Source organism: Nocardia sp. CA-107356 (genome assembly GCF_050946365.1).
Lineage (GTDB): Bacteria > Actinomycetota > Actinomycetes > Mycobacteriales > Mycobacteriaceae > Nocardia.
On record NZ_CP191992.1, the window covers coordinates 7,364,560 to 7,379,382 of the forward strand.

The following is a 14,823-nucleotide window of genomic DNA, read 5'->3' on the forward strand; positions in this document are numbered from 1 at the left end:
CGTGGAACTCCATCAGCGGATCGTGTCGGCGCCGGTCGATTTCGGCGCCATTCGATCCGAATTCGGATTGGCCTCGGCGTATCCCGCCGAGGCCACCGCGGCGGCCCGCGACGCGATCGACGCGTTCGCGGGCCAGCGCAGTGATCGCACCGATATTCCATTCGTGACGATCGACCCGCCCGGCGCCATGGATCTGGACCAGGCAGTACATATCGAACGCACCGCATCCGGCTTCACGGTGCACTATGCGATCGCCGATGTCGGCGCCGTCATCGACCCCGCTGGTCCGTTGGCCAGAGAAGCGGGTACGCGCGGCCAAACCTTCTATCTTCCCGACGGCACTGTGCCGCTGCATCCGCCGATCCTGTCGGAGGACTCCGCGAGCCTGCTCCCCGATCAGGCCAGGCCCGCCGCCCTGTGGACCATCGAATGCGACGAGAACGCGGAACCGCTGCGGTTCTCGGTGGTCCGGGCGACCGTGCGCTCCCGGGTCCGGCTCGACTACGCAGGCGTCCAAGCCGACGCCGACGCGAACCGCCTGCATCCCTCGATCGCGGCCCTGCCGGATTTCGGCACGCGGCGCATCGAGGCCGGGCTGGTACGCGGCGCGATCGGGCTGCGACTGCCCGCCCAGAGCATTATCCGTGACGACAACGCCGACGGGCACTGGCGCCTCGTGGTGGAACCGCGCACCGCGGCCGATGACTGGAACGAGCAGATATCCCTGCTGACCGGTATGTGTGCGGCGCGAATCATGTTGAACGGCAGCGGATCTGATGGCGCACCCGGTGCCGGTGAGCGCATCGCGCTATTGCGCACCATGCCGCCGCCCGCGGAATCGGCGATCGATTCGATGCGCAGGACCGCCGCGGCGCTCGGGGTCGAGTGGCCCGCGCACGAGTCGGTCGGGCGGATGCTGGCCGGGTTGGATCCGAATACGCCCTCGACGCTGGTGCTGATGTCGGAAGCTACGGGGCTGTTGCGCGGGGCCGGCTATACCGTGCTGGACGGTGTGGTCGACGCGGCGGCGGGTGGTTCGGCGACCGGGGGCGGACAGGTCACCGGGGGCGGACAGGCGACCGGCAGCGCGCGATCGACGGACGGCGCGCGGTCCGGGAGCAATTCGCCGCCGCCGAACAATTTGCAGCACAGCGCGATCGGCGCACCGTACGCGCACGTGACCGCGCCGCTGCGTCGCCTCGCGGATCGGTTCGCCACCGAGATCTGCCTGGCCCGTTGCGCTGGAACCGAAGTGCCGCAATGGGTTCGCGCTGGACTGGTCCCCACCGCCGAATCGATGAAACGCAGCGACAGCATCGCGGGCAAGGTGGAACGCGCCTGCATCGACCTGACCGAGGCCACCCTGCTCGCCGAACGCACCGGCACGGTCTTCGATGCCGTGGTGGTGCGCGAAGCCAACGGCAGCCGCCCCGCCGAAGTCTTCGTCGCCGACCCACCCGTTGTCGGCCCCTGCCTGGACGCACCGCCCGAGGGTTCGAAGGTCCAGGTGCGCCTGGTCGCCGCCGACCCCGCGACCCGCAAGGTCGGCTTCACCTTCCCGGCCTGACCATATCGGCATGGACCGGGCGGAGGTGCCTACCAGATCAGCCGAACGCACGACCCCATCCGATCCCGGACTAGCCTGAAACCCACGGTTCACCTTCGACGGGAGGCTCGATGGGACCGAAGTGGTCGATGGCCTTGACCTGCGCGGTCGTCATTGTGACGGCCGGGTGCGGCACCGCCACGCCACCCGCCGCGAGCCCCTTGCCCCTGCATCAGCTCGGGCAGCTCGATTTGCCGGGTGCGGCAGTTCGATTCGACTACATGAGCCTCGACACCGAATCGGGCTTGCTGTGGGTGGCGCATATGGGTGCGGGCGCGGTCGTCGAGATCGATATCCGCGCACATCGCGTGGTACGCACCATTGCGGACCTACCCGACGTGCACGGCGTGCTCGCGGTCCCGCAGCGGCATCGAATCTACGCGACCGCCACCGGACACAACCGACTCGCGACCATCGACTCGGACAGCGGCATGATCCTGCGAACCTCGCCGACCGGCGACTATCCGGACGGACTCGCCTACGATTCGCGACGCGACGCGGTGTGGACCACCGACCAGCGCGCCGGGACCGAAACCGTTATCGATGCCGACACCGGAACCATCCGTGGCACTGTGCCATTGGGTGGCGAGGTCGGCAATGTCGTATACGACGCCGATTCCGATCGAATGGTCGTTGCGGTGCAGGGCAAGGCCGATCTCGCCGTCATCGATCCGGACACGCTGACGGTGACCGACCGGATTCCGGTACCCGGCTGCGCCGGACCGCACGGTCAGGCACTGGATGCGGCCGACCGGCTGATGTTCGTCGGGTGCGAGGACAACGCCCGCGTGGTCACCGTCGATCTCACCCATCACACCGTGATCGAACAGAACAACGTCGGCCGGACGCCCGACGTGCTGGTCTACGATGTTTCGGCCCATCGGCTGTATGTGGCCGCCGAGAGCGGGTGGGTGAGTCTGTTCGACCAGCGCGCGGGGCACACCATCGCCCTCGCATCCGATCGCCTTGCCGACGGTGCGCATACGGTCGCCGTCGATCCGCAGACCCATCACAGCTTCTTCCCGCTCCCGAACGGCCCAGATGGCGGACCGGTGCTGCTGGAGTTCGAACCCTCGGCATAGATCGGCGGTAAATTGCGGGCAGCGATGAACTCGCAATATGGCCGAACTGGGGAGCGTGCGATGACCGATCCATATGCATTGGAAATTCGACGGCAGCAGTTGTTCGATCGACTGCGCGAACTACGTGGGGACCTGGCCGAGTTGAATGCCGGTTACGGGGCTTTGCACGTCTCGGGAATGCTGGTCGATACCGAGGGCATCGGGGCGCTCACCACTCCGGCCTACTGCATCGCGGGGGCTCGGGAAGTGTTCGAGGAGGTCACGATCGAGCTCGATGCGGCGGCCGATGCGCTCGATCGTGCGGGGGTCTACACCACCAGGTTGCGTCCGGTCGTCCTCGACTGAGTCTCGCGGCGGGCAGAGCTGTCGGTGCCTGCCGTTACAGTCGCCTGCCATGAACCTCGCGACCGCCGCCGTCGCCGATATCGTCGACACCATCGATCCGCTCGACGAACTCGAGCGTCAGCACATCGCGGAAACACTGGCCTGGCTCGCCGCCACCGACGACGTATTCCGCCGGGTGAAACCCGATACCCCGCCCCGGCATCTGGTCTCCTATGTCGTACTGGTCGACCCGGAAACCCGCAGCGTCCTGCTCGGCCGCCATCTCCTGGCCGGACTGTGGCTGCCGACCGGCGGGCATATCTCGCCGGGCGAACATCCGCTGGCCGCCGCCGGACGGGAGGCACAGGAGGAGTTGGGCATCGAGGCCGAATTCACCGTCGTCGGAACGGAACCGCTGTTCCTCACCATGACCACGACCGTCGGCATCGACAGCGGGCACGAGGATGTCAGCCTCTGGTACCTCATCCGTGGCGACCGCACCCGCGAATACACCCTGGACCCAGGCGAATTCGGCGAGTCCCGATGGTGGGAGATCGATTCCTTCGACCGCACCGACGCCGATCCGCACTTCGCCCGCTTCCTGGCGAAGCTCGAACCCCTACTCCCCGAACCGATCCCGGACCGATAGGCATCATCGTTCGGCGTCCTCGGGCCCGATGAACTCGATGCCGGTGACGATATCGGGCAGGATCCTGGTCACCCGATCACCCGCCCCGACCGTGCGCTCCGGCAAGAACTGTTGATAGTGCACGATTTCGTGTTCGTCGCGGACGGTATCGGCAATGCCGGTCACGATCACGCACCAGCCGAGGGAGGTCTCGTGATCGATCGCATCCACCTCGTAGGCGACGACCTGACGATCGAGCGAACGGGTCGTTGCGGAGTCGGCGTAGAGCACCAGATGGTCCTCGACGATCGCATGGCTGACCGGCCGAATAGCGGGTAAGGCGTAGCGCGAGAACGCGACACGCCCGAATCCGATCGTGCCGAGCAAATGCAGCGACGCGTCGACCGACAGTTCGCGTGACTCCCGCACACCGTTTACTGTCATACCTCCATTGTCCACCCGTTCGCCATGCGAAGCAGCCCCCTGATCGATCACCACGCCATGCGCGGAGCTCGGAGGCGACGAGAGCGGGAGCGACGGGTTCTCGAATCTGTTATGTGCCAAGCGATTACCGGACGAGTACAACGAAAAGTGGTACAGAAGTATCGAATTCCCGGGGAACCGATCATTACCGCGCTATCGTGCGAGTAAGAGCACATACGTCTCCGGGTCCCGAAGCGGGGCCACCGATACGAATCAATGACTCAGGAGCAGTGGTATGCCCGACAATGCGCGGTCGAGCCCGCAGAGCGACACCCGCCGACAGCCCAGCAACCGCGTGGGCGTCAGCAGAGGCTCGAGGCGCAAACCACGACGATCCTTTGTCCCCGCCAAGGAGCTCTCCGAAAACGCGACCACATTCGCCGATTCCAGCGATCGGCTGGTGCGCCGCCTCTTCGATGTCGGACTCCGACTACATAAGCTCCGCGTCGTCTTCGATAGGCGCGATACGAGCTCCGAGGAATTGCGGACAACCAGCGATGCCATCGCCGAAATGCTCGATGACCTGGACGGCCTCATCCGCGAAACCGGACTGGCCATGCTCGAACTCGCCCGCGAACGACATGCGGAGCCACCACAGCAAACCCACACCGAGGCGACGCACGACGGCCGGATGACGAACCGGAGCGGACGACTGCGCTGAACGCATCCGCGCGTTTCAGGCCCAAGCCCCGGTATCGCGCGGCCGACGACTCGGAGTGAGCGCGGGTATACCGTCCCCGCCGTTGCCGCTCATCCACATGCTTCCGCGGCCGGGACCGATGGCTCTCCGAACCGTATCTCCGTGGCGGTCCTTGCACGACCGAGATAGTCGGCGCAGGATCACCGAATGCGGGTGTGGCAGTTGGGCGCACGCCGAATGCCTGTACCTGCGAAGCGGTTTCGGCTTCACTGGACGAAAACAGTGCTGCGCTGAGGATGATCCGCGCCTGGAACGCGAGATGATCATCGGGCTGGCATCCGAACCGCCGCGCCCCACACCCGCATGACCGGGTCGACGGCCTCGTCGTAGTCCGCATTCACAGCCCGGCTCGGCGCACCCCACGGGCCTCCAGTCCCGCGAATACCGCAACCCACACCGCCCCGATCAGCAGGAACACCACCCCGAGCCCGGTCAGCTCGAGCACCCCGGAGAATGCCAACGCCACCAGTGCCACCGCCGACACAACATTGACCGCGATGACCGCAGTCGCGTGGCCCGGCACGAGTTGCGGATACCCGGCAATGAGCAGCAGTGCGAGCCCGCCACCCACCATCGCGACACCGAACGGAATGGACCAGGCCGTCGGCAACCCCAACGGCCCGCTCAGCGCCGCCGCCCCGGCGAGCATGACGACGCCGAAGACTCCGGTCCCCCAGCCGTCCAGGCGCAGCACGCTCCGCAAGTAGTCGGCGTCCAGCGCGGGCCGGGCGGTGAGTGTCGACGTGCTCATATCCTGCTCCTGAGGTCGATCCGTGGCAGCCGATCGGCTGCTGGCACCGACCATGCCGGGTCCGAGGTGAAGGTCTCAATAACCTCTGAGGTCATGGCCGAACGCATGCGACGCTCATTAGCCTGCTCAGGTGGCACCAACACGAACGGATTCGCGCATCGGCGCACTGCTGCGCGACTGGCGGCAGCGGCGCAGGCTCAGTCAACTCGATCTGGCGCTGTCGTCGGACAGTTCCGCACGGCACATCTCCTATGTGGAGACCGGACGGGCAACACCGAGCCGGGCCATGATCCTGCGGCTCTGCGATGCGCTGGAGGTGCCACTGCGCGAGCGCAATACCCTGCTACTGGCCGCCGACTACGCGCCCGCCTACCGAGAGAGCAGCCTCGACGACGCGGGCCTGGCCTCGGTCCGCTCCGCGCTCGAGATCATGTTGACCGCGCATCAACCCTATCCGGCGGTCGTCGTGGACCGGCTCTGGAATGTGGTCGGCGAAAATGCCGCCATGGGGCTGTTCATGACCGGCATTCCCGACGAACTGCTGGTGCCGCTGCCGAATGTCTACCGGCTGGTACTGCACCCCGATGGCCTCTCGGGCAGACTCGCCAACCTGACTCAGGTGCGAGAGTTGTTCTTGGAGCGACTATCTCGCCAGGTCAATGCGACCGGCGACGGCGAGCTGCGGCAACTGTACGACGAGGTCGCCGCCTATCCCCTGCCGGAGGACCACATCGAAGAACCGGATGACGATGCGGCACAACCGAGTCCGTTCGAGGTCCCGTTGCGCGTCCGAACCCCTTTCGGCGAACTGCGCATGTTCAGCACCATGGCCACCTTCGGGGCACCGGCCGATGTCACGCTCTCCGAACTCGCGATCGAATTGTTCTACCCTCTGGACGCATTCACCGCCGACGCTCTGCGCGGGCTCGCGGCGGTGAACTCCACATCGGATCAGACGGGCTGGAATCCGCTGCCGACACCACCGAGGGCATCCACGGCCTGCAGGATCTGATCGATCGGCGCGAAAAATGCCGGTGAGTGAACGGGATTCGCGGCGACGATGCACGGAATATTGAATCCGATGCCGCCGAGTCCGGTCAGCCGCCCCTGATTCAGCCCGACCAGTCGATCACCCACCGTAACCGGACCACCGGAATCACCCGGCCTGGAACAGGATTGGTTGATGACGCTGCCCGCCATCGAGCCCCACACGACACCGCAGTCGATTCCGCTGCTGCGCCCGCTCGTGCACACCGATTCACCGGCGGCGGGTGCCGCACCGAGCCCGGCGATGGTGGTCGGGCCGATATTGCGCACGGGCGTGACCTTCGCCGGATCGAATTCCAGCACCGCGAAGTCCAGGCCCTCGCCGTCGTCGGAGTACGCGACAGTGCCGATCACACCGGCGTCCAGGAATTGCTCGGCGCCGAGTCGGGCACCGGTCGGGGCGCAGTGTCCCGCGGTCAGCCCGACCAGTCGCCCTGCGCTGTCGTGGCCGACAGCGGTCAGCGAGCACACCGCGTTGGTATCGAAGACCAGGCCGGAACTACCGCCGACCACAGCATTTCCCGCCGCTTGCGCGGTACCGGCCGCGGGGAAACCCGCGGCGGCAACCGTGGCCAATACGATCATTGCGAACTTCACGGCAAGTACTCTCCTTCACGAAAAGCGCTGGCCGACATCGGAATCGACTCAGGCGCTGGCCAACCGCACACACGATGGAGAGCCGTCCCCCGACAGCTGCGGCCACCTCGAAACTGTAGTTCACCATGACGTGCACCGCGCCGACTCCGCCATAGTGCCGAGCCCGACCGTTATGCGGATCGCCGTGCACAACGGTCGGGTCGTACGGGTCAGGCGTCGAGCATTTCGGCGCCCAGCTCCCGATCCAGATCCGGATCGGCCGCCGCCAGCGCGGCGTCCAGCTGCACAGCGACCTCACCGACATGCGGTTCGGTCATCATGTGCAGGTGATCGCCCGGCACCGATACCATCGTGAAGCGCCGGCCCGCATACTGCTGCCACCCGTTGTTCTCGCTGTCGAACATGCTGCCCACGGCCTGATGCGCGATATCGACGCCGGGCGGCAGGCCTTGTTCGGCCCGCAGCAGGGTGATGTCGCGGTCGTAGGGTTCGAGCTGGTACTCCAGCAGTGCCGTGTAGTTGGCGTAGAACACGTCGTAGAGCCTGCGGATGGCCTGTGGTGAGCTGTCGGCAGGCAGGATCGCGGACCTGATCGCCTCGGCGAGCATCACCTCGAACAGTTCCTCCGAACCGTGAACGTCGGGTTCGAAATCGACGAGCGCGGCCTGACTTCCGCGGGCGTACCACAGCAATTCGAGGAAGAACCAGCGGATGAGTTGCTCCTCGGCGATCGGTTCGCGGGCCTGCTGACGCAACGCCATGGTGTCCAGCAACGTCACGCTGGCCACCTCGTGCTCGGGCAGCTGACGCGCCATTTCGAGTGCGACATTGCCGCCGAAGGACCAGCCGGCCAAGTGGTACGGGCCCTCCAGGTGCACCCGGCGCACCGCCGCCAGATAGGACTGCGCCATCGCGACGACCGACTTCTCCGGCGTACTGCCCGGATCCGCCCCCGCCGCCTGCAGGCCGTAGACCGGCCGATCCGGATCGAGGTAGCGAGCAAGAGCCAAGTAGCACAGCACATTTCCGCCGATCGGATGCACCAGGAACAACGGCGGCTTATGGCCGCCGACGCTGATCGGCACCAATGGGTCGAAGGTGCGCTGGGTATTGCCCGACCGGATCAGCGCCGCGAGTTCGGCGGCGGTCGGCGCACCGATGAACGAATCCAGCGGTACATCGACGCCGAAGCGCCGGGACAGCCCCATCACCACACGCATGGCGCCGATGGAGGTGCCGCCAGAGGCGAAGAAATCGTCGTCGAGTCCGATCGAGCGCAGACCGGCATATTCGGCCAGGAGTTCGACAGCGCAGCGTTCGAATTCATCAGCCGGTTCCCGCTGTGCGGCAGCCGATTCCGGCACGACATCGACAATCGAGCGCATGGCGCCGTCGTCGCGCTTACCGCTCGGCGTGCGGGGCAGTTCGTCGAGGAAGACGAACCGGGACGGCACCATATGCGCGGGCAGCACCCCGCGCAGATCGTGACGCAGCGCGGCCAGATCGGTCTGGTCGGCGTCGCCGACGAGGAATGCGATCAGCGCACCATCGATACCGCCGAAACCCCGTGCCACCACGGCGGCTTCGGTGATGGTCGGATACTTCTCGACCAACCCGAGAATGCACAGCTCCACCTCGGCGGGCTCCACTCGGAAGCCGCGGATCTTGACCTGGCTGTCACTGCGACCGAGGCAGACCAGATCGCCGGAGGCCAGCCGCACACCGAGATCGCCGGTGCGGTAGAGGATCGCGCCGCCGTGGGTGGCCACGAACCGCTGTGCGGTCAGTGCCGGACGGCCCTGGTAGCCGCGTGCGAGGGACCGGCCACCCAGGTAGATCTCGCCGATCACGCCGTCCGCGACGGGACGCAGTGCGCTGTCGAGCAATTCGACGGTATCGCCGTCGACCGGGCGGCCGATGGGCGGCAGCGACGGATAGTCGTCGGGCGAACCGGTCAGCGTGCAGGTGGTCGCCACGTGGGATTCGGTTGGGCCGTACTGATTTTCCAGCAGCAGGCCGGGCACCACCTTGCACAGTGCGCGGATCTCGTCGGTGATGCGCAGCTGCTCACCGGAAGACGCCAGCACCTTGAGGTTGACCGGGAACATCCGCCGGGCCACCACGGCCTCGGCGAAGGCCTGCAGGGCGACATAGGGCAGGAACAGCCGCTCGATACCCTCCGCGACAACGGTATTCAGCAGTTCCTCGACGTTGGCGCGCAGATCCACCGAACTCACCCGCAGCGTGGACCCCGCGGCCAGGGTGGTGAAGATCTCCTGGAACGACACATCGAAGCTCAACGGCGCCAATTGCAGTGTGCTGGCCAGGTCCATGCCCGATGCGCTGCGGTTCTGCCAGTCCACCAGTGTGCTCAGCCCACGGTGCGGCATGGCGACGCCCTTGGGTTCGCCGGTGGAGCCGGAGGTGAACAGCACATAGGCGACCTCATCGGGTGAGATGAGTTCCGGGACAGCGACTTCGGCACGGCTGTCGACTGCCGTCAGGTCGAACAGTGCGGTGGTGTCGAGTACGAGTGTGGCGTTGTCGACGATATCGGCGTAGTCGGCGTCGGCGATCACCCGGTGCGGGCGAGCGCGGTCGATCATCAGGTTCAGCCGGGACCGCGGATAGCTGACATCGAGTGGCACAGCGGCCGCACCCAGCCGCATGAGCGCTAGCACCAGCAGCACCAGCTCCGGGCGACGGCCCATCAGCATGCCGATTCGATCGCCGGTCCGAATGCCGAAGTCGCTGAGCCGCTCGACCAGTCGATCGCTGCGCTCGATCAGTTCGTCGTAGGTGAGGCTCGACTCGTCGCCCTGTACGGCGATCGCGTCCGGGTGGAGTGCGGCCGCATCGGCGACCAGCGTGCCGACATCCCGGGCGGTCGCCGGACCGGTGCTCCGATCGATCGCGGCATCCGGATCCGCGACGATACTCGCCAGCATGCGCAGCTGGGTGACCGCGACGGTCTCGCACTGATCCCTGGTCAGCGTGTGATCGCCGTTGACCCGCACCCACATTCGGCCATCGCGCGGATCATTGGCCACCGTCACCAGGAGTTGGAAGTTGGTGTCCTCGCGAACGTCGAAATCGCGCAGTTCGACTCCCTGCGCCCCGACGATCGGCGCGAAGAGGTGATAGTTGATGAAATTGAACGCCGTCTCGAAGGCGGGGCCGCCATCGGCCAGCATCGACCGCAGCGGATAGCGCCGGTGCGGATATGCGTCGTGCTCCCGGCGCGCGATCTGGTCGACGGCCGCGCGCCAAGTGGTCGCGGTATCGTCCAGTCGCATCGGCAGTGTGTTGAGGAAAAGGCCCGCAATGCTTTCCGCGCCCGCCCGGTCGGGACGGCCGTGGCTGACGACGCCGGTAGTGATATCGGCGCGACCGGTCACCGTCCGCAGCGTCAGGCAGTGCGCCGCCAAGTAGACGGCCTTCTCGGGCACCTGGTGCCGGGCGGCGAAGGCGGTCACGCGCTCCGCGAGCCTGCGCGGCACCACCGCGCTGGCCCGCGGTTCCTCCACCACGGCGCCCTCGTGCACACCCAATGCGGTCAGCGCCGTCGGTTCGGCACCCGCCAGCGTGTCCCGCCAGAACGCACGGGCCGACTCATCGTGCACCGCGGTGATTTCGGCCTGTGCGTACTCGGCGAGCACGGTGGCCGCATGGGGGGTGTCATCGATGGCGGTTTCGATCAGCCCCAGCGTGTTCAGGTAGTCGAGCAACAGCTCGAGCACCGAGGTCGCGACGCTCCACCCGTCGAGGATCGCGTGGTGGAAGCCGAGCACCAGATCGACGGTCCGGCCCGCACCTTCGGACGGACGCAGGAATACCCGCACGGCATGCAGCGGGGCGCGGGTGAGCTCGTAGTGCGCGTGCCTGCGCTCCTGGATGTAGTCCTCGACCTCTTGATCGGCGAGTACCGGATCGATATCGGAGATATCGACGATATCCAGCTCGTATTCGATCGCGGTGTGCACGACCTGTAGCGGCACCGAGTATTTGCTCAGCTCGAACGACGAGCGCAGCGCGGGCTGACGGCGCACGAGCCGGTCGAATGCGGCGCGGAATTGCGTGGCGTCCCATGGCATATCGAGGCGGTAGCGGAATACGTCCTTGTAGGTCACCGAATCGGTGCGCTCGATGCTGTGGAAGAGCATGCCGAGCTGCAGCGCGGTGGCCGGGAAGGCGTCCTCGGCTCGATGCAGCGCAGCGCGGTCGATCAGCGGCACCGTCTCCAGCGCATCGGCGATCCGAATTCGATTGCCGTCCGGACCATCCGAGACGATCTCGGCCAGCTCGGCGATGGTCGGATGCTCGTAGAAAGCGTCCACATCGAAGTACAACCCGGCCCGCTCGGCGGCGGTGCGCACAGATAGCGCGAGTATCGAGTCGCCGCCGTGGGTAAAGAAGTTGTCGTGTACGCCGATGGAGTCGATTCCGAGCACGGTCCGCCAGACCTGTGCCAGCTCGGCCTCGACCGGTGTCCGCGGTTCGACGGCGCCGACAATGCCCGCATGCTCCGCGGCCACCGCCTCGCGGGCCAGCGCCTTCCGATCGGCCTTGCCGTTGCGGGTCAACGGAATCCGGTCCACCCGCAGCAATCGTGTGGGAATCATGTAGCGGGGCAGGCGGGTCGCGATCTGTTCGGCGATCTCGTCGCCGGTCACGGTATCGCCGACGAAGTAGCCGACCAGATGCAGTCCGTGGGTGTCGGACTGCTCGTCCAGCACGGCTGCGGCGCGCACACCGCGGCAGCCGAGGATCGCGTTCTGCACCTCGCCGAGGGTGATCCGGTTACCACGGATCTTCACCTGATCGTCGAAGCGGCCCAGATACTCCAGGGTGCCATCGGCCAGCCAGCGCGCCAGATCTCCGGTGCGGTAGCGACGGCGGCCGGACACCGTCAGATCGTCGACGAAGGCGGCGGCGGTCAGATCGGGGCGGCCGCGATAACCACGTGCGACGCCGACACCGGCGATATTGAGTTCACCGGGCACCCCGATGGGCATGCGGCGTCCGGATTCGTCCAGGACCAGCAGGTCGATATTGTCGATCGGACGGCCGATGGGCACCAGATCGAGCGAATCATCGTGCGAGCAGTCGAAATACGAAACATCGACGGTGGCTTCGGTCGGGCCGTAGAGGTTCACCAGCTGCGGCGGCTGCTGCCCGACCGCGGCGAAGGCCGCATGAAAGCGGCGGACCAGTGCTGGCGGCAGCGCCTCACCGCTGCAGAACACCCGGCGCAGACCGGCGATGCGCGCCACGATGGTGCGATCGGCCGCCAGCTCGTCCACGAAGGCGGCCAGCATGGACGGCACGAAATGCATGACGGTCACCGCATGCGCCTCGATGGCTTCGGCGATGCGGCGCGGATCGCGTTCGCCGCCGACCTCGAGCAGTGCGACCTTGGCCCCGGTGCTGGCCCACCAGAACAACTCCCACACCGAAACGTCGAAGGTGACGGGCGTCTTCTGCAGGATGACGTCGTCGGCGGCCAGCGGATAGCGGCGCTGCATCCAGGTCAGCCGGTTGACCACCGAGCGGTGTTCGATCATCACGCCCTTGGGCACGCCGGTCGAGCCCGAGGTGTAGATCAGATAGCTCAGATCGTGGGGATGCGAGACGTTTTCGACGGTGCCGGGCACGGTGTCGGCCACCGTGACGCGGGTGACGCCGAGATCGGCGTAGACCAGCGCGTGCTCGCGTCCGGCGACCACGAACCGCGCATCGCAGTCCGCGAGGACGGTCGCGATGCGCGCCGCCGGATAGTCCGGATCGAGCGGCACATAAGCGCAACCGGCACGCAGGATTCCGAGCACCGCGATCAGCATGTCCGTGGAACGGGGCAGGACCACCGGAACGCATTCGTTGCCGGTGGCGCCGAGTTCGCGCAGCCGGGCCGCGAAACCATTTACCAGACCGGACAATTGGGCGTATGTCAGCCGCGGTTCACCCGAATCGGCGGGCACAATGGCCACTCGCTCCGGGTGGGCGGCGGCCTGTTCGGTGAAGAGCCGATCAATGGTGGTGTAGGGGAACTCGCTACGTGGCCCCGCCTCGAAGGCCGCCACTTCCGCGCTCATCCGCTCCGACAGCAGCGGCAGCGCGCCGACCGGGGTCTCCGGACGATCCAACGCCGCGGTGACCAGTTCGCCGACGCCGCGCAGCGCCGATTCGATCGGGAAGCTCGCGTCGAAAACGTCCTTGTCGTAGAACAGCTGAAGGCTGAGCGAGCCGTCCCTGCCGTTCTCCGCGGTGACGATGGTGAGCGCGTTGGTCACCGAACCCGGATTGTGCACCGTCCACTTCGAGATCAGCTCGTGGACATAATCGGCATCGGGCAGTTTGGTATGGGAGAAGGCGACGTCGTACAGCGGGGGCGCGGCCGGATCCGGATTCAACGCGCGGGTCAGCTCACCGTACGGGAATCGCTGATGCTTCTTCAGCTTCCGAATCTGCTGGGTGACCTGTTCCGCGATCCGAGCGAGCGGCACGTCCCGATCGACGCGCACCGGCAGCGGGACGACATTGGCGCGGTGGCCCTGAGTGCGGTACGTCTCCGCGGAATGCCGGTTCAGCATCGGGACGCCGATCACCACCTGGTCGGTGCGGTGGATCGTCGCGAGATAGGTTGCCACCGCGGCGGTCAGGTAGGCGAAGACGGTGACGCCGGTCGCGCGAACACGGTCGAGGTACTCCCCCGAAATCATCGTGTTGTAGTGTCCGCGTGCGATTCTCGGCGAGATGGTCCGGTTGGGGAACAGCGCGGGCTCGACGCCGTCGAGTGCGGCGAGCAGTCCGTCTCGGTCCGCCTGGTACTGCTCGGAGGCCCGGTATGCCTCATCGTCCTCGATGATCCGCAGGTAGGTGGCCACCGAACGATCGGTGTGCTCGTTGGCGGGCTCGGGCACCGCGAGCTGGTCGAGCGGAACGTCTTTCATCTTGTAGCTGGTATCGAGTGTGGCGATGACCGGATTCATGCCATAGCCGTCGGCCAGTGCGTGATGGAACGACATGAACAGGAAGAACCGGTCCGGCCGGTCCACCACCGCGGCCAGCCGTGCGGGCCGATCCGGCCGCTCCGGTGCGCCGACCTCACGCCACAGCCACTCCTGGGCCGCGGCCTCGGGATCCGGCGCCCCGGTCAGGTCGATGACATCGACCGGCGGAATATCGTCGGAAATCCATTGGCGGAATTCGCCGTTCTCGAACGCGAAGCGCAGCCGCAGTGCGTCATCACTCAGCAGCGCCCGCTGCCAGCACGCCTGCAGCCGCTCGATCTCCAGCGGCTCATCGATGCGCAGGCTATAGGTCTGTTGGGCAACGGGTTCCGGCGCCAACCTGAACGCCAGGCCGAGTACATCGCGCTGATACGCGCTGACCGGCCATGCCTCGTTGGGTCTTTCCGGGGTTGCGCTGGTTTCGGACGTCACAGTCACTCCTATCGCGACGGTCGCGGCACATACCGTGCGCAAACCTGTCCAGGACCCACCCCTGTCGACGCCGAACGCAAAGCAGTTACCACTTGTATCCAGTTTTCAGATAGCGCGAATCACCGGCATCGTCATCGATGCCGGACTTCGCGGTCGTTTACGG

10 protein-coding genes are annotated in these 14,823 nt (G+C 66.4%); 6 read left to right on the forward strand and 4 right to left on the reverse strand.

What is annotated here, in order from left to right:
- Position 1 precedes the first annotated feature (1 nt).
- From ACQP1G_RS33125 to ACQP1G_RS33140, 4 genes are all read left to right on the forward strand, one after another.
- Positions 2-1,567: an RNB domain-containing ribonuclease gene (locus ACQP1G_RS33125; protein ID WP_433193601.1), complete on the forward strand. Its 1,566-nt coding sequence runs from the start codon at positions 2-4 to the stop codon at positions 1,565-1,567.
- Between the two features lie 110 nt (positions 1,568-1,677).
- Positions 1,678-2,688, forward strand: a complete 1,011-nt coding sequence (locus ACQP1G_RS33130; RefSeq protein WP_433193603.1) for a YncE family protein — start codon at positions 1,678-1,680, stop codon at positions 2,686-2,688.
- Between the two features lie 60 nt (positions 2,689-2,748).
- Positions 2,749-3,033: a hypothetical protein gene (locus ACQP1G_RS33135; RefSeq protein ID WP_433193604.1), complete on the forward strand. Its 285-nt coding sequence runs from the start codon at positions 2,749-2,751 to the stop codon at positions 3,031-3,033.
- Between the two features lie 49 nt (positions 3,034-3,082).
- Positions 3,083-3,661 carry an NUDIX hydrolase gene (locus ACQP1G_RS33140; protein ID WP_433193605.1) on the forward strand — a complete coding sequence of 193 codons (579 nt, stop codon included), beginning with the start codon at positions 3,083-3,085 and terminating at the stop codon, positions 3,659-3,661.
- Positions 3,662-3,664: 3 nt separating this feature from the next.
- On the opposite strand, the gene ACQP1G_RS33145 is transcribed toward ACQP1G_RS33140, so the two are convergent.
- Entirely contained in the window at positions 3,665-4,084 is a 420-nt protein-coding gene (locus tag ACQP1G_RS33145; protein WP_433193606.1) for a pyridoxamine 5'-phosphate oxidase family protein, read from the reverse strand.
- 274 nt (positions 4,085-4,358) lie between these two features.
- Between ACQP1G_RS33145 and ACQP1G_RS33150 the strand changes: the two genes are divergently transcribed.
- On the forward strand, positions 4,359-4,784 hold the full coding sequence (locus ACQP1G_RS33150) for a hypothetical protein (protein ID WP_433193607.1): 426 nt from the start codon (positions 4,359-4,361) through the stop codon (positions 4,782-4,784).
- A 376-nt stretch (positions 4,785-5,160) separates the two neighbouring features.
- On the opposite strand, the gene ACQP1G_RS33155 is transcribed toward ACQP1G_RS33150, so the two are convergent.
- Positions 5,161-5,574: a hypothetical protein gene (locus ACQP1G_RS33155; protein WP_433193608.1), complete on the reverse strand. Its 414-nt coding sequence runs from the start codon at positions 5,572-5,574 to the stop codon at positions 5,161-5,163.
- Positions 5,575-5,704: 130 nt separating this feature from the next.
- Between ACQP1G_RS33155 and ACQP1G_RS33160 the strand changes: the two genes are divergently transcribed.
- The gene (locus tag ACQP1G_RS33160) at positions 5,705-6,586 is read left to right on the forward strand and encodes a helix-turn-helix domain-containing protein (RefSeq protein WP_433193609.1); all 882 of its coding nucleotides are present in this window, start codon (positions 5,705-5,707) and stop codon (positions 6,584-6,586) included.
- Here the strand turns inward: ACQP1G_RS33160 and ACQP1G_RS33165 are convergent.
- Together ACQP1G_RS33165 and ACQP1G_RS33170 are read right to left on the reverse strand one after the other, a co-directional pair.
- Positions 6,526-7,218, reverse strand: a complete 693-nt coding sequence (locus ACQP1G_RS33165) for a hypothetical protein (protein ID WP_433193610.1) — start codon at positions 7,216-7,218, stop codon at positions 6,526-6,528. The genes ACQP1G_RS33160 and ACQP1G_RS33165 overlap by 61 nt on opposite strands.
- A 209-nt stretch (positions 7,219-7,427) precedes the next feature.
- Positions 7,428-14,660 carry an amino acid adenylation domain-containing protein gene (locus tag ACQP1G_RS33170; protein ID WP_433193611.1) on the reverse strand — a complete coding sequence of 2,411 codons (7,233 nt, stop codon included), beginning with the start codon at positions 14,658-14,660 and terminating at the stop codon, positions 7,428-7,430.
- Between the last annotated feature and the right edge of the window lie 163 nt (positions 14,661-14,823).